At 36.9% G+C, this 18,273-nt stretch carries 25 protein-coding genes; 18 read left to right on the plus strand and 7 right to left on the minus strand.

Annotation, left to right across the window (positions count from 1 at the left end):
- Positions 1 to 161: 161 nt before the first annotated feature.
- From G396_RS0104765 to ileS, 4 genes are all read left to right on the plus strand, one after another.
- A complete protein-coding gene (locus G396_RS0104765; RefSeq protein WP_006418538.1) occupies positions 162 to 428 on the plus strand; it encodes a YggT family protein in 267 nt (88 codons plus the stop codon).
- A 9-nt stretch (positions 429 to 437) separates the two neighbouring features.
- On the plus strand, positions 438 to 1,226 hold the full coding sequence (locus G396_RS0104770) for a YlmH family RNA-binding protein (protein WP_034907577.1): 789 nt from the start codon (positions 438 to 440) through the stop codon (positions 1,224 to 1,226).
- Between the two features lie 22 nt (positions 1,227 to 1,248).
- Positions 1,249 to 2,007 (plus strand): DivIVA domain-containing protein, encoded by a 759-nt coding sequence (locus tag G396_RS10180; RefSeq protein WP_050782813.1) that lies wholly within the window; start codon positions 1,249 to 1,251, stop codon positions 2,005 to 2,007.
- Positions 2,008 to 2,265: 258 nt separating this feature from the next.
- Positions 2,266 to 5,055 (plus strand): isoleucine--tRNA ligase, encoded by a 2,790-nt coding sequence (ileS, locus tag G396_RS0104780; protein WP_006418571.1) that lies wholly within the window; start codon positions 2,266 to 2,268, stop codon positions 5,053 to 5,055.
- A 77-nt stretch (positions 5,056 to 5,132) separates the two neighbouring features.
- Here the strand turns inward: ileS and G396_RS0104785 are convergent, their stop codons facing one another.
- Together G396_RS0104785 and G396_RS0104790 are read right to left on the minus strand one after the other, a co-directional pair.
- A complete protein-coding gene (locus tag G396_RS0104785; RefSeq protein WP_028125222.1) occupies positions 5,133 to 6,434 on the minus strand; it encodes a toxic anion resistance protein in 1,302 nt (433 codons plus the stop codon).
- 1 nt (position 6,435) lies between these two features.
- Positions 6,436 to 7,563, minus strand: a complete 1,128-nt coding sequence (locus G396_RS0104790; protein ID WP_028125223.1) for a 5-bromo-4-chloroindolyl phosphate hydrolysis family protein — start codon at positions 7,561 to 7,563, stop codon at positions 6,436 to 6,438.
- 158 nt (positions 7,564 to 7,721) lie between these two features.
- Between G396_RS0104790 and G396_RS0104795 the strand changes: the two genes are divergently transcribed.
- From G396_RS0104795 to rpsD, 4 genes are all read left to right on the plus strand, one after another.
- A complete protein-coding gene (locus tag G396_RS0104795; RefSeq protein WP_051221131.1) occupies positions 7,722 to 8,303 on the plus strand; it encodes an NUDIX hydrolase in 582 nt (193 codons plus the stop codon).
- 17 nt (positions 8,304 to 8,320) lie between these two features.
- Positions 8,321 to 8,581 (plus strand): hypothetical protein, encoded by a 261-nt coding sequence (locus tag G396_RS0104800; protein WP_028125225.1) that lies wholly within the window; start codon positions 8,321 to 8,323, stop codon positions 8,579 to 8,581.
- A gap of 10 nt (positions 8,582 to 8,591) precedes the next feature.
- On the plus strand, positions 8,592 to 9,281 hold the full coding sequence (locus tag G396_RS0104805) for a 5'-methylthioadenosine/adenosylhomocysteine nucleosidase (protein WP_028125226.1): 690 nt from the start codon (positions 8,592 to 8,594) through the stop codon (positions 9,279 to 9,281).
- A 234-nt stretch (positions 9,282 to 9,515) separates the two neighbouring features.
- On the plus strand, positions 9,516 to 10,121 hold the full coding sequence (rpsD, locus tag G396_RS0104810) for a 30S ribosomal protein S4 (protein WP_006418413.1): 606 nt from the start codon (positions 9,516 to 9,518) through the stop codon (positions 10,119 to 10,121).
- A 103-nt stretch (positions 10,122 to 10,224) separates the two neighbouring features.
- Here rpsD and G396_RS0104815 read toward each other — a convergent pair whose 3' ends face one another.
- From G396_RS0104815 to G396_RS0104835, 4 genes are all read right to left on the minus strand, one after another.
- A complete protein-coding gene (locus G396_RS0104815; RefSeq protein WP_028125227.1) occupies positions 10,225 to 11,361 on the minus strand; it encodes a site-specific integrase in 1,137 nt (378 codons plus the stop codon).
- A 206-nt stretch (positions 11,362 to 11,567) separates the two neighbouring features.
- Positions 11,568 to 12,566 (minus strand): Abi family protein, encoded by a 999-nt coding sequence (locus G396_RS10185; RefSeq protein WP_051221133.1) that lies wholly within the window; start codon positions 12,564 to 12,566, stop codon positions 11,568 to 11,570.
- 315 nt (positions 12,567 to 12,881) lie between these two features.
- The gene (locus G396_RS10930; RefSeq protein ID WP_051221135.1) at positions 12,882 to 13,445 is read right to left on the minus strand and encodes a DUF5067 domain-containing protein; all 564 of its coding nucleotides are present in this window, start codon (positions 13,443 to 13,445) and stop codon (positions 12,882 to 12,884) included.
- A 133-nt stretch (positions 13,446 to 13,578) separates the two neighbouring features.
- A complete protein-coding gene (locus G396_RS0104835; protein WP_034907580.1) occupies positions 13,579 to 14,250 on the minus strand; it encodes a LexA family protein in 672 nt (223 codons plus the stop codon).
- A gap of 447 nt (positions 14,251 to 14,697) precedes the next feature.
- On the opposite strand from G396_RS0104835, the gene G396_RS0104845 reads away from it, so the two are divergent.
- Complete coding sequence (locus G396_RS0104845) at positions 14,698 to 14,940, plus strand: helix-turn-helix domain-containing protein (RefSeq protein ID WP_028125229.1); 243 nt, start codon at positions 14,698 to 14,700, stop codon at positions 14,938 to 14,940.
- A gap of 19 nt (positions 14,941 to 14,959) precedes the next feature.
- Positions 14,960 to 15,091 carry a hypothetical protein gene (locus G396_RS11925; protein ID WP_282705427.1) on the plus strand — a complete coding sequence of 44 codons (132 nt, stop codon included), beginning with the start codon at positions 14,960 to 14,962 and terminating at the stop codon, positions 15,089 to 15,091.
- Here the strand turns inward: G396_RS11925 and G396_RS0104855 are convergent.
- On the minus strand, positions 15,081 to 15,566 hold the full coding sequence (locus tag G396_RS0104855; RefSeq protein ID WP_028125230.1) for a hypothetical protein: 486 nt from the start codon (positions 15,564 to 15,566) through the stop codon (positions 15,081 to 15,083). The genes G396_RS11925 and G396_RS0104855 overlap by 11 nt on opposite strands.
- 62 nt (positions 15,567 to 15,628) lie before the next feature.
- Between G396_RS0104855 and G396_RS11400 the strand changes: the two genes are divergently transcribed.
- From G396_RS11400 to G396_RS0104900, 8 genes are all read left to right on the plus strand, one after another.
- Positions 15,629 to 15,790, plus strand: a complete 162-nt coding sequence (locus tag G396_RS11400; protein WP_155857408.1) for a hypothetical protein — start codon at positions 15,629 to 15,631, stop codon at positions 15,788 to 15,790.
- 248 nt (positions 15,791 to 16,038) lie between these two features.
- Positions 16,039 to 16,200, plus strand: coding sequence for a hypothetical protein (locus tag G396_RS11405; RefSeq protein WP_155857409.1), 162 nt, complete (start codon positions 16,039 to 16,041; stop codon positions 16,198 to 16,200).
- 179 nt (positions 16,201 to 16,379) lie between these two features.
- Positions 16,380 to 16,574, plus strand: a complete 195-nt coding sequence (locus tag G396_RS0104875; RefSeq protein ID WP_034907583.1) for a helix-turn-helix domain-containing protein — start codon at positions 16,380 to 16,382, stop codon at positions 16,572 to 16,574.
- A gap of 5 nt (positions 16,575 to 16,579) precedes the next feature.
- Entirely contained in the window at positions 16,580 to 16,837 is a 258-nt protein-coding gene (locus G396_RS0104880; protein WP_006418858.1) for a hypothetical protein, read from the plus strand.
- A 29-nt stretch (positions 16,838 to 16,866) separates the two neighbouring features.
- A complete protein-coding gene (locus tag G396_RS0104885) occupies positions 16,867 to 17,052 on the plus strand; it encodes a hypothetical protein (protein WP_028125232.1) in 186 nt (61 codons plus the stop codon).
- Positions 17,053 to 17,108: 56 nt separating this feature from the next.
- A complete protein-coding gene (locus tag G396_RS0104890; protein ID WP_028125233.1) occupies positions 17,109 to 17,390 on the plus strand; it encodes a hypothetical protein in 282 nt (93 codons plus the stop codon).
- Between the two features lie 28 nt (positions 17,391 to 17,418).
- The gene (locus tag G396_RS10195) at positions 17,419 to 18,030 is read left to right on the plus strand and encodes an ERF family protein (protein WP_051221118.1); all 612 of its coding nucleotides are present in this window, start codon (positions 17,419 to 17,421) and stop codon (positions 18,028 to 18,030) included.
- The coding region (locus G396_RS0104900; protein ID WP_028125187.1) for a hypothetical protein at positions 18,020 to 18,273 on the plus strand (254 nt) is incomplete at its 3' end. The genes G396_RS10195 and G396_RS0104900, both read left to right, overlap by 11 nt.

Consider the following 18,273-nt stretch of genomic DNA (forward strand, 5'->3'; position numbering starts at 1 on the left):
AATAGAAATCCTGGATAAGTCCCCATCATCTTTTATCAGAAAGTAAAGCGGGACTTACTCAGGATTTTTGTCTAAATATGAGGAAATTATTTATAAAATAAGGTATGATAGAGAGTAATTAATATTATCGAATAAATTATATAAGTAGGAGTGAAACGTGAATGGGACTTATTCTATTCCGACTTGTGGATACAATTTTTAACCTGTATAGCTTTGTCCTAATAGCATACGCCTTAATGTCTTGGTTTCCACAGGCACGGTCATCAAAACTTGGCCAATTAATTCGTCGTTTAGCTGAACCGTATATTTCAGTATTTGATCAGTTTATCCCTAGCTTGGGCGGGATTTCTTTTAATGTGATTATTGCATTGTTTGTTTTGCAGTTTGCTCAAAGAGGAATTCTTTCCTTGTTGGTGGTATTTTTATAGGAGCATAAGATGGCTAATTATATTGATATCTATCAACATTATCGACCTGAAGAAGAAGGGTTTATTGATACTGTATTGGGTTGGTTGCAGTGGGTTGAAAATCGTTTTTCAGCTTATTTAAGTCCATTTTTAACTCCACGACAAGCCATGATTGTTTCTCAGTTAGTTGGAACTAATGAAGATGTTAAAGTGGCTTTTTGGGGAGGTTGTGAAGGAGCAGAGCGGAAGCGGGCGCTTATTTATCCTCAGTACTATGAAGTAAACGAGGCCTCTTTTGAAATACAAGCCTTTAATATCAATTTTCCTCTTAAGTTTGGTCAACTAACCCATGGGAGAATTCTAGGGACCTTTACTTCAACTGGAGTAGACCGTGATCGAACCGGTGATATTATTACGGATGGGACTTCCTGGCATGTGATTGTAGATGCTTCCATGACCGAATTTTATATGTCAAATATTACAAAAATTGCCAATGTTGGCGTCCATCTCGAGCCAATTGCTAGCGATGAGATTCTTCAGTCGGATGAAAGCTGGGAGAGTGTTTTCCTAGTTGCTTCATCCCTCCGCCTTGACACTTTATTAAGCAAAGTCTATAATTTTTCTAGACAGCGTGCTAAAGATGCCATCGCAGGCGGTCAAGTTAAAGTGAACTTTATTGAGATGACCCGTCCAGATGTGGTAATTGGGGTAGAAGATATTGTTTCTCTGCGCCATTATGGACGCTTTTGGATTAAACAAGTCCAAGGTATGACTAAGAAAGATAACTATAAACTTCAAGTAAATGTCTTAGAGCATTAAAAAGCTGAGAGGATGTGCAATTGTGACACTAACACCAGAAGATATTCTGAATAAAGAATTTGATACTAAATTCCGTGGTTACGATTCTGATCAAGTAAATGATTACTTAGATGTAATCGTTGCTGAATTTGAAAAATTAATCGGAATTAATCGCAATCTAAAATCAGAATTAGATATTGCTAAAGAAAAAAATGAATATTTTGCTCAATTACAAGAATCTTTGAATGCCTCAATTGTTGTTGCTCAGGAGGCGGCAGATCGTTTGAAACAAAATGCGCGTAAGGAAGCTGAATTAATTATTTATGAAGCGGAATCTGAGGCAGATAATCGGGTTCGTGAGGCGAATGATTTTGCTCAAACAATTATTACTGAAACAGAAGCTATCCGACGCAATAGTCAAGGTTTCCGAAATCAACTTGAAAGTATGATTCGTGATCATTTAGAATTAGTGACCAACCCGGAATATAAGAAGTTATTAGATACCGAGGTAAACTCTCAATTTGAAGAATATAAGGCAGTTAATATTTCAGATAAGACGGCTGAACGTGTGGACCGATTAACTGAAGTAGATAGCCAATCTTTCGATCAAGCCCACCAATTAAAGAATGACTATGTTGAGTCTGAAGAAATGACATTTACACCGCTAGAGGAAAGTTCATCAAGTGATGAAAACTTGGAAGATTTTAATGAACGAACTTATTATGATGCGGTTAAAGAAAGCAAAGAGGATAAAGAAAGTGTCCTCGGTCAAACGATACGGATAGAATTACCAAAACAATAAAAAGACACATTTACTTAAGTATATATACAGCGAATCAAGGATGGTGAGAGCTTGATAATCCCTTCTTGAGTAGATATCACTTTTTTATCTAAGTATGGATAAGCCATACCGCTTAAACAGCGTTATCATGTAAGAGTGAATAATTATTTAATTATTAATTTGGGTGGTACCACGCAATTGCGTCCCTTCAGTTTGAAGGGACGTTTTTTTGTAGGTAGGATTTATTTCTAGTGGGAAAAATAAAAAAGGAGAATTTGGATGAAATTAAAAGACACCTTAAATCTTGGCAAGACAGACTTTGCCATGCGGGCTAACTTACCGAAAAAAGAAGTTAGCCTCCAAGCAGAATGGGCAGAAGCGGACCTTTACAATCAGGTTCAAGCAAAAAACGAAGGCAAACCGACATGGATATTACATGATGGCCCTCCATACGCTAATGGTCAGATCCATATGGGTCATGCTTTAAACAAAATTACTAAAGACTTTATTATCCGTTACAAGTCTATGTCTGGTTTTCGTTCACCTTATGTGCCAGGTTGGGATACCCATGGTTTACCAATTGAATCAGCTTTAATTAAATCTGAAAAAGTTAACCGTAAAGAAATGTCTACGGCTGATTTCCGCCGGTTGTGTGAAGAATATGCACTAAAACAAGTTGAAGGGCAAAAAGAAGACTTTATGCGGTTAGGTGTTGCGGGAGAATGGGATAATCCATATCTAACCCTTAAACCAGAATATGAAGCCCAACAAGTTCGAATTTTTGGTAAGATGGCTGCAGCTGGTTATATCTATAAAGGTATGAAGCCGGTTTATTGGTCACCATCTTCTGAAACCTCATTAGCTGAAGCAGAAGTGGAATACCATGATGTGACGTCACCATCCATGTACGTGGCTTTTGAAGTTTTAGATGGGAAAGGACGTGTGCCAGAAGATGCTGAATTTGTCATTTGGACAACAACTCCTTGGACTATTCCAGCCAATTTGGCTATTACGGCAAAAGCTGACGCTACTTATGCCCTCGTTCAAGTAGCAGACCGTAAATTTATCGTTGCACAAGATTTATTAGAGAGTCTTGCTGAAGAATTAGAATGGGCGGACTACCAAGTTTTAGATACCTATCTCGGCCAAGACTTTGAAGGCATGACCGCCAAACATCCCTTGTATGATCGGTCTTCTCTATTAATTGTAGGTGACCATGTCACTTTGGATTCTGGGACGGGTCTCGTTCATACTGCCCCTGGTCACGGGGAAGATGACTACCAAGTGGGACTAAAATATGGCTTAGATATTCTTTCACCCGTGGATAATCGGGGGCATTTCACCGATGAAGCCCCTGGATATGAAGGCATGTTTTATTTAAAAGGAAACAAAGTTATTTTAGAAGACTTAGAAAAGGCTCACCGTCTATTAAAAGTCACTGAAATCACCCACTCTTATCCGCATGATTGGCGGACTAAGAAGCCAATTATCTTCCGAGCAACCCCACAATGGTTTGCTTCCATTGATAAATTCCGACAAGAATTATTAGATTCAGTTGAGCAGGATGTCACTTGGCATCATCCATCCGGCCAACGTCGTATCTATAATATGATTAAAGACCGGGGGGACTGGGTCATTTCGCGGCAACGGGTTTGGGGTGTTCCATTACCAATCTTCTATGCGGAAGACCAAACACCAATTATGACGCCCGAAACCATTGAACATGTGGCCCAATTGTTTGAAAAACATGGCTCAAACATTTGGTTTGAAAAAACTGCTAAAGAATTGTTGCCAGAAGGTTTTAGTCATCCAGGCTCACCGAATGGAGAATTCACTAAGGAAAATGACATTATGGATGTTTGGTTCGATTCAGGTACCTCTTATGCAGGTGTCTTACAAACCCGTGACTATTTAGATTTCCCAGCAGACCTTTACCTAGAAGGGTCTGACCAATATCGTGGTTGGTTTAACTCAAGTTTTACCACCTCTGTTGCAGTAAACCATAAGCCGCCATATAAAGCCGTCCTTTCCCAAGGCTTTGTCATGGATGGTAATGGAATGAAAATGTCTAAATCTCTGGGTAATACTATCTTGCCTGCAGATATTACCAAAGAATTGGGTGCAGATATTATCCGTCTCTGGGTAGCTTCAGTGGATTATGAATCAGATGTCCGTATTTCTAAGGAAATTCTAAAACAAATTTCAGAAGCTTACCGTAAAATCCGGAATACGATTCGTTTTATGTTATCCAATGTCAATGATTTTGATCCTGAAAAGAATCAGGTTGACTACCAAGAACTACGTCCTGAAGACCAATATTTATTAGCTAAATACCGTGTGCTAGTTAATGATATTTTAGAAGATTATGAAAGATATCATTTCTCTTCTATTTATAAAAATGTGATCAACTTTGTGACGGTTGATTTATCTGCTTTTTATTTAGACTTTGCTAAGGATGTTCTATATATCGAAGCGGCGGATGATTTGAATCGTCGGGCTATGCAGACAGTTATCTACGAAGTGCTTGATGGTTTAATTCAACTTTTAACGCCAATCTTAGTACACACTATGGAAGAAGCTTGGACCGTTTTACCAGGTAAATCAGGTTATGTTCAATTGACTGATTTACCTCAAGCCTATGATTTAGCTTTAGAAACAGCCATTATCGAAAAATGGCAATCTTTCTTCAAGGTCAGAAATTTAGTTCTAAAAGGCTTGGAAGAAGCTAAGAATAACGAAGCAGACCCAATTAAGAAATCTTTTGAAGCAGCGGTTACTTTATACCTTCCAGCCCAAGTAAAAGCAGAGCTTGAAGGTCTATCTGACCACCTTGATCAATTAATGATTGTATCTCATCTTGATTTAGCAGATATAGAATCAGCACCTGAGGGAGCTTTAAACATGGATGATATGGCGGTTGTGGTTGACCATGCCCAAGGCCATGTTTGTGACCGGTGTCGTGCGGTTCGTCCTGAAGTAGGAACGATTGAAGGCGCGCCTGAATTATGTCATCGTTGTCATGCGATTGTGTCTGAACATTTCCCACAATACTTTAGTGAAAAAGAATAATAACTGAATAGGTATAAAAAGAGCCTCTCCCAACCAAGTGTTTTATCACTCGGGCTTGGGGAGGCCTTTATTATGGGTTAAAAATCGTATTGGTCTGCTTTATTTTCAGAAAATTGTTGGCTTTTTTGATTTGTCTGAATACGGGAGATATCTAATAATTTATTCCGTAATTCAGCTTCCATAGCTGATAATTCTTCTTCAGCTGCCCGTCTTTGGGCAAAACCACTTTGTTGAATTTGTAGCGTGTCTTCGATGGTCTTGATCAAATTCTGTTGTGATTTTTGTAAGGTTTCTAAATCGATGACCCCACGTTCGACTTCACGAGCGATGTCGGTTGAGCTTTGATGAAGCATTTCAGAATTTTTAAGGAGCAAATTATTAGTGGTTTCAGAAACCATCCGTTGTGAATTTGCAGCCCCTTGTTGTCTTAAGAGGGCAAGCGCAATGGTGATTTGATTTTCCCAAAGCGGAATGGCTGTATGGATTGATACTTGAATTTTTTCGGCCAAGGCTTGGTTGGTATTTTGAATCATACGAATCTGAGGTGCCTGTTGCAAAGTCATTTGCCGAGTTAAGCGTAGGTCATGAGTCCGCTTATCTAAGCGGTCTAAAAATTGACTGAGGTCATTTACTTTTTGGATATCCATCTGACTTTGACTGGTTTTAGCTTGCTCAATCGCACTTGGAATGATTTCATTAAGTAATTGATCCATTTTTACTTCTCCAGCAGCAATATAAATATTTAGGGCTTCAAAGTAATCTTTATTTTTTTCGTAGAATTGTTCTAAAATGCGGTTATCATTCATTAATTCATTACGTTCACGTTCAAGGCGAATAGCCACTCGGTCTATTTGCGAACCAATTTTTTGGTAGCGGATTTGAGTATCAGTGAGGCTATTTTTTACTTTTTTAAAGAGTTTAGTAAACATGTTGGGCTGGGCACTTAAATCTTTGGGATTAGATTCTTGCAAGTATTGCATAAGTTCGACTAAGGAGTCGCCAATTTCCCCAGTATCTTTGACTTGGACTTGTTGCAAAATCTGATGGGAGAAGTCACCTAATTTTTTTTGAGCATTAGCCCCGTATACCAGAATTGCAGCCATATCATTTTCGTTGATCTTTTTGGCTAAGTCTCGGGCTTGGCCTTGGCGGTGTTGGGGGAGCCGGTCAATTAACTTTTCATTGGTGACTTGCTTTTGTGCTTTGAGGGCTGCTTCTTCTAGTTCGGATTGAAATTGATTAGTAGGACTTGAACTCGCTTCATCAAAAGGATCAGCGAGCAAGTCATCTACATGAGAATAAGTATGAGTTTGATCGAAAAAATCTTCAATATTCATGGATTTCTCATCCATATCTTTTTGCATATCTGAATCTGTCATTTTAGTCCTCCATCTTTGAATGTTCTTGATCAGCTTCTAATTCTTCCAGTAATTGCTCAATGGAATCTTGATTTTTATAAGTTTGGCTCTCTGCTGCGTCCTCTTCACTTATATCGTTTGCTTCCATTGTAGTATTACTAGACCAAGATTCTTCTTTATTAATAATTCGGTCAGCGAAATTCAACTCGTCTTCTAAAGAATCAAAGGTTTCTTTATGGAAGGCCATATAGTCTTCCTCTAATTCTTGAGCTAGTTTTTGAATGGTTTCAGCGGTTTTTTCTAAGATAATGTAAGTTTGTTTATTCTTGGCAAGATGGCCATTAATTTCATTATACTTTTCACTTAAGTCATCCAAGGCGGGGAGTAATTTGTAAAGGAAATAATCCGCTTTAACAATCCATTGTGGATGGTGAACAATATTTTTGAAGTAGGTTTGACTTAGTTCAATTAATTTTGTTTGTTTGTCGATATCCCTTAATTTAACGGTTGCTTGGACATTTTTTTCTAGGTTAAAGATATGGTCTCTCGCTTGACCCATTTCTTGGCGGAACCGGTCCACTTCCTGCTCGTTCAATCCTTGTTCAAGATAAAATTGGGTCATGTCAGGACCTTTTTTATTTTTTCGAGTAAAGGAATTTGTTGTTCTAGGATTCGTGCGGTGGCCAATACCTGTGAAAAGATAGGTTAAACCATGGATCAATCCATGACAGAAAATATTGAGGCTAAAGATAAATAATGCTATTCCCAGCCAATCTTGATAAGCAAAAACAAAGGAACCATTATAATTTTGTTGTACGAGGATAATGGTATTAAAGAAAAGGTTAAAATAAAAAATAATTAAGATGAGTTGTTTTGGTAGGTGACGGCTTAGAGCCCCAAAAGAAAAGTAGGGCAGGATTAGATTGGTAATAAAAGCCACAAGCAGCATGGTAATTTGTGAGAAATCCATTACAGCTAGGAAGCCACTAATAAAGACAGTAGCGAAGACGAGACAAGCGGATAAGACAAAATGGTCAAAGCCTTGTTTAAAGAATTTTTTTCTAAGGGCAGGACCATTATTTTGACGGATAATATCTAATACAGTAAGTCCTGTGTATAAAGCCAGGACAACGGGAATAACTACGACCATAAGAACACCTCCATTTAATTTTCTAGGTCTGTTTTTCTACATTCTTAGTGTAGCATAGAAAGAAAGTGGGGCTATGGTACCTAAGACTTATCTTAGCCCTTAATTTTTATGGTACAATTTAAAATGAAAAAGAAATAGAAAATTTAAGAGGTGACCTCGTGGAAAATAATATTAAAGATATGCCCTTTAAAAATAGTGAGCGACTCATTGAAAGTAAAGAGATTTATAACGGTGCAATTATCTCTGTACATCAAGCCCAAATGACCTGGGATCACCATCAAACGGTGCAACGGGATATTATCCACCATCAACCAGCAGTGGCAATTTTAGCTGAGAATTCTGACCATCAGGTAATTCTAGTCAAACAATATCGTGCGGCTGTGGATGCCTATCTTTTTGAATTACCAGCAGGTGTGATTGATTATGTTGATGGGCAGTTAGAAGCATCTTATGTAGCGGCAAAAAGAGAACTTGAAGAAGAGACTGCCTTTCACACAGAATCCTTAAGACAAGTGATGTCGTTCTATGTGTCGCCAGGCTATTTAGATGAAATGATTTATCTTTTTGAAGCCCAAGGGGTCCGCAAAGTTTTAGATCCCTTACCTAAAGACGAAGATGAATTTATTGAATTAGCTTTCTTTGATCGTGAAGCTATTGCTTCACTTCTAGATGATGGGCAAATTATCGATGCCAAAACCATTATTGGCCTACAATATTGGCTTAACAAACAGGAAAATTAACTAGCTGGAGGACCATTATGACCTATAAAATACGTCGAGAAGATGGAGCTTATCCAAAAGATACTCCTTATGATGAAGAAAAAGATGATTTATATTTTGATGAACCAGGAATTGAAGATGGCTACTATGATAAGGATATTGAAGCAGACTATGAAGAAGAAATTATTCAGCGTAGGAGAAGTAAGTATAATCTTGCATTAGATCGTTTTTTGAATAATGGGATTATCATTGTTGGAGTATTATTATTAGCCGTACTTTTAATTGCATTTTTAGTTTAGGAGGGAATGTATGATAGGAATTATTGGAGCCATGGTCGAGGAGATTATTCGCTTAAAGGAGGCAATGGCAGAGATTGAAATAATTGAGCTTGCAAATAAAACGTTTTATAAAGGCAAACTAGCGGGTAAAACCATTGTTTTAGTTGAGTCAGGGATTGGTAAAGTGAATGCAGCTTTAGTGACGACCCTCCTATTGAATCATTTTCCGATTAATCTTTTAATAAATACTGGGACCGCTGGTTCTTTGGATCCAGCTGTTAAGTTAGGTGACGTAGTGATTGCCCATTCCTTAACCTACCATGATGTTGATGTAACGGGCTTTGGTTACGAAAGAGGGCAGATGGCAGGGATGCCGAGCTTATATTATCCAGATAGTCAGTTGATTCGTTTAAGTCAAGCGGTTGTCCGAGGCATGGGAATTGAACCCATCGTGGGTCAAATTGTCTCAGGAGATCAGTTCATTAATAGTATAGAAAAGACGCAAGAGATTCGAGCGAGTTTTCCGCGTGCGCGAGCCTGTGAGATGGAATCGACAGCGATTGCGCAAGTAGCCCAGGTGTTAGAGGTGCCTTTTGTTATTATTCGAGCGATTTCTGATAATGCCGATCATTATGCTTCGGTTTCCTTTGATGATTTCGTCCTTGAAGCCGGGGCAAAGTCGGCTCAGATGGTAGCCTCTCTACTAGCAGTCGTCGATTAAATTTATAAAAAGCCAATTAATGCTTGCATAGTCCTACATTGTTTTGCTATAATACTCTTTGTGTAAAATATAGCAGCATCTAAAAAAGAAAGCGCGTCAACAGTTGCCCACTCCAATAGGAGATCATGAGTAACCGCGGCTGCAAAAGGCGAAAGTGTAGGGTAAATGCACGCATTCGGTTTTTAGAAGTCATATTTTACTCCAAAAATTTAAATTATATGGAGGAGATTTAACATGGCTAGATATACTGGACCAGCTTGGAAAAAATCACGTCGCTTAGGCATTTCATTAACAGAAACAGGTAAGGAATTATCACGTCGTCCTTACGCACCAGGTCAACATGGGAATGCTCGTCATAAAGTAACTGAATACGGTGCTCAATTAAACGAAAAACAAAAATTACGCTTTATGTATGGTTTAAATGAACGTCAATTTAGAACTTTATTTACTAAAGCTGCTAAGATGGAAGGTAAGCATGGTGAAAACTTCATGGTTATCCTTGAAACTCGTTTGGATAACTTAGTTTACCGTTTAGGCTATGCGTCAACTCGTCGCCAAGCCCGTCAATTAGTTGCCCATGGTCATATTACTGTAGATGGTCAACGCGTTGATATCCCATCATACTTAGTAAAACCTGAGCAAGTAATTGGTCTTCGTGAACGTTCACAAGATTTAGCAATTATTAAAGAAAACTTAGAAGCAGTGGTTTCACGTTTAGACTTCGTTTCTTTTGACGAAAATAATAAAGAAGGTAAAATGACTCGTTTACCAGAACGTGGTGAATTATCTGCTGAAATCGATGAAGCCCTAGTCGTTGAATACTACAACAAATTAGGCTAATAATGGTTAATAGTACTCGCCCACAAATACTGTGTTATCAGTGTTTATGGGCGGTATTTTTTTGTCTGAATACGTTTTGAATACGTTTTGAATACGTTACGCTTTAGAAGTTGATATAGGCAGCTAATTTATTTGCTGTTTTCTCTTGCTGATATTCAGTAACGTGAGCATAAATATTCATAGTAGTTTTAATATCACTATGTCCTAGTCGCGCTTGAACTTCTTGTAAGGTGGCACCTGATTCAAAAAGTAGGGAACAGCATGTGTGTCGGAACCCGTGAAGTTTGATGCGCTTGAAATTATTTGAATCGCAGATGTACCATAACTTATGTGTGATAGTCATTTTAGAAAGCAACTGATTGGTCTCTGTGTTAGTAAATATAAACTGTTCATTTGATTTAACAGCGTAACCATTCATTAGTAAAACTTTACGTTGCTCTATCTGCCACTTTTTCAAAGCAAGAGCAGTTCCTTTATCTATGCTAATTGTACGGTTACTTGCTCTAGTCTTAGTTGAATTTATTATTTGGCGGCTTTTCTCACCATAAGTCACGGTCTTGTTTACCGTTAAAGATAATTGGTCAAAGTCAATATCTTTCCATTGTAGCGCTTGTAATTCGCCTTTCCTTAGCCCAGTAAAAGCCAAGGTCCGAAAAATAGCATAATACATAACATCATCTTGGATAAACGATAAGAAGGTTTTTAATTCTTCTTTGGTGTAGTATAGATCAGTTTCATTGACCACTTTTTCTTTTGATCTTGGTACTCGTATTTTTTTAAAAGGGTTACTATCAATGGCTCCGGCAATAACAGCATAATCTAATATTTGAGTTGCATAAGTTTTATAATGTCTAAAGTTAGCATAATGTTCCCACCATTTATTGACGGCGCTTTGGCACTGTTTAATTGAAATATCCTTGACCTTTATCTTGCCAAATTCTGGTAAGATAGTTTTGCGCACTAAAGAATTTACAACGTTTAAAGTACTTTCTTTTACAGATAGTTTATACTGCTCATACCAACCATCATAGGCTTGCTGAAATGTCATGTTATCTTGGTTAACTAATTTATTATTATCTACATCAGATAATAGTTTAGCCTCTGCAATTGTAGCATCACGCTTTGTTTTAAATCCGCGGCGTGTAGTACGTTTTTGTTTACCGGTTACCGGGTCCGTGCCTAAGTACGCCACAAACATATAGGCGGTTGAACCGTCTTTTTTTGTGTATTTTTTTATCATGTTTAATTCCTTTCTTGCCCGCCAGCGCTAGGAATTAAGTAGGCATCACCTCCTAAGTATGATAAAATGGTATAGAAAATAGCCCTATCAAAGGGTTGATTTTTGGTTATCTCACTCCGATTGTTTGGCGACAGGGGAGTGGGGTATTTTATTTTACTGATTTAACCGGATGTAATTCTATACTGGGTAATTTAGGTTTTTATGTGTTAGTATCTTTCGTCTAATCGGTCTACCTCAACCAAGATACTTAAGTCCATATTCATCTGAATAGATAGTTTTTTCATAAAACCAGAGTATTTTTCGTTTAACATTTTAGATTCTGACCCCAAAGTTGCATATAAGTGTCGGAACGCATCTGTATTATCAAACATAGATAATGTTGCTAATAACACCCTGATACCGTGATGCCCATGACCTTTTCGGTAAGCAGCTTCATCAACGTTAATTTTTGAATGTAAAAGGGGTGAGTAGCGTATAGAGGTATCTTCAGGTATATAATTATAAATTCTACCTCCATGCGCTGAGCGATTACGATATTTATGGAATAACTTTAATGAATCGGAAAAAAGCTGTTTTATACTTGGATCATTGTTTACGAGTTGTACAGGTATACCATATAGTATACTGATAACTTCGTTTTTTAATGGGGCTTTTAATAATTTATAGAGCATTAAGAGATTGCCAAAGGAAGTACCTTTTATGATAATCCAAGGGGGAACGTTGCTGTGGCATTCCCTGTAATGTTTCATTGGTTGAACATCGTCGTTTCGTATTTTTCTTAATTTGCGAAGTAACTGATCTATTTGATATTCGGCTTTTCCATTATAAAAGGTTCTCTTCCCTGATTTAAAATTTTCTCTAATTAAATAGTCGGATTCATTAGATCCATAATGTTTTCCAATGACGTAACTTACAGCAGTCCGTAAATTGAGTTCAACTTCTAACATTGAGGTGAAAACAGCTCGCCTGAGCCGTGTATCAAATAAGAAAAGATCAAATATATTTTCGAAAGTAGCTCCTGGAACATAAGATTCCTCTTCATCAGGAAATGATTTGTCTTTAATGAAAAGGTCCTTATAGCCGTTAACAATTTCATAATATCCATAACGAGACAGATTGTTACGGGCTTGTTCTTCTGATAAAAAAGTTAAATGACGACTTTTTAGTAAGGCAATTTGTTCGTCGATAGTTCGAAAAGGTTTCATGGAGTTCTCCTTATAAAACACAAAAGGGAGCCGTTAGGCCCCCTTTTGGTTGGCTGAACTTCAGCCGTTCATTAAGATTATGTATATCTTAACTGAAACAACCGGGGTGCGTCAAGTGTAATGTATGTTTTAGTTATAAAATTACTATTTCAATCAACCTCACTCATCTTACTTGGCGGTAGGGAGTGGGGTGTTTATTGTAATTTTTTCAACATTTTATTTACTTGTTTATCAAATGCACCATGCTGAGTGGTATGTGCAATTTTTGCACACACCTGGTCCGCCAAGATTAGGGTGTGGGATTTTTTAATTTTTTTATTCTTCAACAGTTTCAAAGCCATCAGTGGCTATTTTGACGGTGTCATTACCTATTTCACCTATATATTGGGGTCTGAACTCTAATTCTAATTCTTTAGGTTCACCCACAATAGCATAACCAGCGATTAGGTCAGCTGCTTTACCAGCAGAAATCTTTTCAGATTTGTTACGTGTATAAGGGTAAGTATCTAATTTTTTACCGTCAGCATAAACATCAATGTTCATATTAGCAAAAATCTCATCATTAGAATCATTTTGAACAGTGTATTCTATTACCAAGACTTTGTCAGCTTTTATATCAGACATTTCATTTAGATCCGTTGAGTAGTAAGCTTTATTGATTGTTATTGTCACATCTTCAATAGTAACAGCTTGTCCAAAATCGCCTTCAGATTTTTCACCAGTTAATTCTTTAAGTTGAGCTTCCAAATCTTTTAATTCGTTTTTCTTAGCTTCAATTTGAGTTTTAAGGTCATCTATTTTATCTTTATCTTGTGCAAAAGTTGGTGCTGTATTCACCAACACCATAGCACTAGCAACTAATAATAATTTCTTGTTCATATTTGTACCTCCATATGTTATGATATTTTTGGAAAACCTTTCCAGGTATGCCACTCACTTGTTGCAGCAGGTGGGTGGTTTTTTTATTTCATCTTTAATCAATACATATTAATAGCCTGTTCTACATAACCACTTACCAAATCACTTTTCCTAACACTTTAACTTTGTCACCAGGGAAAATCATATCTTCGTAATCTTGATTGAGTGATACAAGGTGGATTGTTTCATCTTCATAATTAGGTTTGTACTTCTTGAAGGTGACTGCACCGTCAATTTCAAATATGCCAAGCTCACCCGTTTCCAGGGTGGGCTGTTTTTTGTAGTAGACGATTGATCCGTCCTTGAAGTCTGGTTCCATTGAATCTCCGTTGATCACTAGAGCAACTTCCGCACCATCTGGGATATAAGAAGTTGCTTCTTCACGGATTATATCTTGACCGTATTCAATTGGCTCGCCAGCTGCGGTCTGACCATATATAAGAACCGTCTTGCCGTTTTCCTGTTCATCAAGTTGGTATTCAGCAAATTCATATACCTTTGTTTGACGAGGAGGGGTTAGTTGGTTGTAGATAGTGGTGATGTCAAATTGATTACGTTTTGCCCCAAAAATAAGAGTCTCAACATCAGTATTAAAATATTTTGCAATTTCTTCAATTTCTTCTATCTTTGGATATCTTTCTCCAGAAATCCATCTTGAAATTGATGATTTAGCTTTTCCTAATTCTTTTCCTAATTCTTCCATAGTTAACCCTTTTTGTCTCCGATAATAATCAATCATCTGTCCGAAAATTATATTGCTAGTCATTATATCCCTCCTTTTAACTTTAATTATACCAATAAAAAAAGAATAGTAAATAAAAAGTTGACAAAAAAGCAATTTGATTGTTGACAAAAATGCAACTTAAGTATATAATGTGTTTGTAAGGTTGATTAAGACCTTAACAAGAAAGGAGTTGAAAGTTTGAGTAAGAAACAAAAAAAGAAGTCCAAGAACGAACTTCTAATAAAATTAGCTCTAGCTACAGCAATAGTTGAGTTAATTAATAAACTATTAGAAATTGTCTTGAAACTTCTACCATAAAAATCAGGGGTTAGGGAACTAACCTTAGCCCCTTTATTTCTTACTCATAGACTACCATGAAAGATAAAAAAAGTCTATTAGAAAAGTTGCTATGGACGTTACTAGCTATCAATCTCATAGAGTTAGTTATTAACTTGTGTAGAATATTTAGTTAAAGAAAGGAGTGGTAGGATGCAGATGTCGACAAATTCTGAAATTGATGATTTAATTGATCGTTCTGGACTAAAGATAAATTATATAGCTGATAAGATGGGCGTGAGCAGACAAAGATTGTATGACATGAGGGTAAATCCGTTAAGTATGAATATAGAGCAAATGGAAAGTTTTTCAAAAGTTTTAGGAATTAGTTTTAATGATGTATATGAAGCAAGAAAAAAATTTAGAATAAAAGTTGACAAAAATACAACAAATTAAATATAAAAGGAGATTAGAATTGAATGAATTAGCATTAAGCAATAACCTATCTCAAATCGAGATTTTTCATCAGAAAGGAGCAAAGAATGCAACAAGCAATTTTAATACTACTCATCGTCCATTTGATTTTGAATATCAGTTTACTGATTGAAATCAGAAGGGTGAATCGTAAATGATTTTGATTTTGACCACCATTTTAATGGTTTGTCAGCAGTAATAGTTAGTGTAACTGTATTCTGAGGTTTGGCTATAAAGTAGCTATATGATTTTCTGGCTTGAGATTCTAAGAATTCATTGCCAGTAAATTGAGAATCGTATTCATAATTCGCCGTCACAGCAATTAAATCACGCTTTCTGTTTTCTTCAAATGGATCATAACTGACAGTGTTCAAATCGAATTCGATAGCTAGAATTCTGATACCAGCGCTTGAATTATTTACCACGTCAAAGGAAAAAATGATTGGAGCGTAATCTCTATGACGTTCATAACAACAGTTGTCTAGCTCTAGAGTGAATTTATCTCTTCGTTTGGTATACCAGACGGAGTATATCGCAACAACTAATGCGACGACAGCAATAACAAAGTTCCAAAAATCTAAATTAAATAAAAATGTAGGTAAGTTCATAAAACACCTCGTTTTTATTTCAATTATAGCATGATTGTAAAATCGCTAGAAAGGAGTCACACATGAAAAAAATAATATTAGCCCTTGCAATTATTGGGGTAACTGCAAAGGCTGTGGTGAAGTTAAAACCTATTTATGACACTGGTACAAATACTATGCATTATCCAGGTGAACATGGATATGCGAAGGTTTATTATAATCAGTTATTTCGGCAGAAATTGTAAATGCTTTATTTGAAGAGATAAGCGTTCCTTCGTTGTTATTAGTGATAGCAACTATAACATCGTTAGAAAATCTTTGAACGAAAGAAATATCATCTATCCAAAAAAATATCTTGGTGGTTAGCGTTAGTTATTATCCTACTAAAAGAACCGAATTCTTTAGGGATAAATTTACTATATTGACATTTTAAATCGGACATTTTAGCACCTCCTTCCTACAAGGAGATTATAGCAAAAGAAAGGGACTTAACATGAAACAAACAATAAAAAACCTCGCCCTGATCACTGCAGGATTGGTAGTCGGTGCAGCGATTGGACGAGGGAAGAAGGTAAAGCCGTCAGTCGATATCAACATTATGGATTTACCAGAGGTTAGAGATTTATTGAATTTGATTAAAAACCAAGTTTTTTAGCAGTCCATAATTCAGAAGCTTTGGTTAACATATCTTTCCAATTAGAGAAAGTGGTGTGTTCGCTTACAAAATTATCTAAAGCCATATCATCAATTTGTTCTAGATTAGAAAAATCAAAAGAACTTCATATGGTTGTTCATAACTTTTAGACACAACATATTGTATTAAGGGGTGGAAATTTGAATAAAGAAAAATTAAAAGCATTAGTTGATCAGTCTGGAAAAACTATTAGACGAATACAGATTGAAGCTGGTCTTAATTCTGGTCAGCTATATCGAATACTAAGTGGAGTGAATAAAGATATTACCTTATCAACGGCATTCAAATTAGCTGATGCCCTAGGTGTCGATGTGAACGAATTTAGAAAGGGGTAACCGCCATGGAAATACTTTCCGAAGCAGCAAGTAAAGAACTTGCCCAAGGTATCCTAGAGTTAGCCGAAAGTATGGCTAAGGATATGCTTGCCAAGCAACAAAAACAATGGTTGATGAAGAAAGAAGTCTGTAAAGAGTATGACTGTTGCGACTTGGATATAAGACGGTGGGAAGCTGCCGGTTTGAAAAGTCGTAGACAAGGTAAGAAAAGAATGTATAAACGGTCCGATATTGAAGAAGTATTGGATCTAATAAAAGAATAACGCCCGCCAGCGTTAAGGAGGTATTTTGCATGAACGAAAAATTTAAATACACACAATCTCAGTGGGATAAAAAGGAAAAGAAGATCCTTGAAGAGTTTGAAGAACTAAACTTCAAAGACGCACGGACTGAGGGTTTTATAGCAGGAACCGCTATTGGAATGGTATTCGTTTTGTTAGGTTACTTATTTTTTTGGATCATCATGGACATCATATAAAAAAAGCCCGCATTGGGGATGCGGACTAGGTATGAATATATAAAGGAGTATAACACATGAACGATAATTTAAAAAGGCTAAATGCCAAAGACACTTGGATAAAATCCGGGTACGGCTTAGAAGATGAAAAACCTTATCCGGTAGCCGTTGACTACTATGGTGATTATATCATGAGCAACGATGACCAAAATGAATATATAGAAACCGAAGAAAAAGAATATTTATACATCGATAAAACAATTAAAGGGCTCAAGGACAGTCAGTTATATGAATTTTTAATTGATTCTTATCTCGTAGTTACAGGCTATGACCTAGCTATGAGAGGGTACCGAATTTAGGAGATGAAATTTTAGGAGGTTTAGTGTAATGAGATTTTCAGAAAGTACTAAGAATTTATTCAAAGCTTTATCTGATTTCAAGGCTGATTATAAACAACCAAAGAAAGACGCTAATAACCCATTCTTTAAATCGAAATATGTGCCACTTGAAAACGTGGTCTATTCGATTGATGAAGTAGCACCAAAGCATGGCCTTAGCTACATTCAATCAACGATTAATGATGAGAACGGCAAAACAGGGGTGATCACTTTACTAACTCATTCAAGCGGTGAGTGGTTAGAGTGTGACCCACTTTATCTAAAACCAGATAAGAACACCCCTCAAGGTATGGGGTCAGCTATCACTTATGCAAGACGATATAGCTTATCAAGTGCCTTTGGGGTAGCAAGTGAAGTTGACGATGACGGAAACGAAGTTAGTGGAAACACTAAGAAAAGTGGTAACTCTCAAAAGCAAATTGATAATTTAAATGCCACTATGGCAGACATCTACACAGACTTTGAACCGTTTAAAATTTCTAAAAAAACATTTTGCGCTGGCATAAATAACCGACTAGGCTCCGACTATCGAGAACATAAACAATCTGAATTATTAGCAGTAGCCAAGACATGGTTAGAAGAGTTGCGCAATGAGGGTTGAAATTGTAAGTAGCCATGACGGACTAATCACAGTCCGGCCATTGGACAAGGTGAACGCCAAAGACTTTGAAGAATACAACGGACGATTCTTTGGCTACCTTGACCCTTGGAAGAAAGGCAGCGGAACAGACGAGCAACGCAAGCATTATTGGGCGCTGATGAAAGACATTAGCCAAGGTTTAGCTGATTCAGTTGGTGAAGCTAGATTGCAGACCTTTGCTAAATGGATGTTTGAAAATGGCAA

This window comes from Eremococcus coleocola DSM 15696, from assembly GCF_000428865.1.
In the GTDB taxonomy this organism is placed as follows: Bacteria; Bacillota; Bacilli; order Lactobacillales; family Aerococcaceae; genus Eremococcus; species Eremococcus coleocola.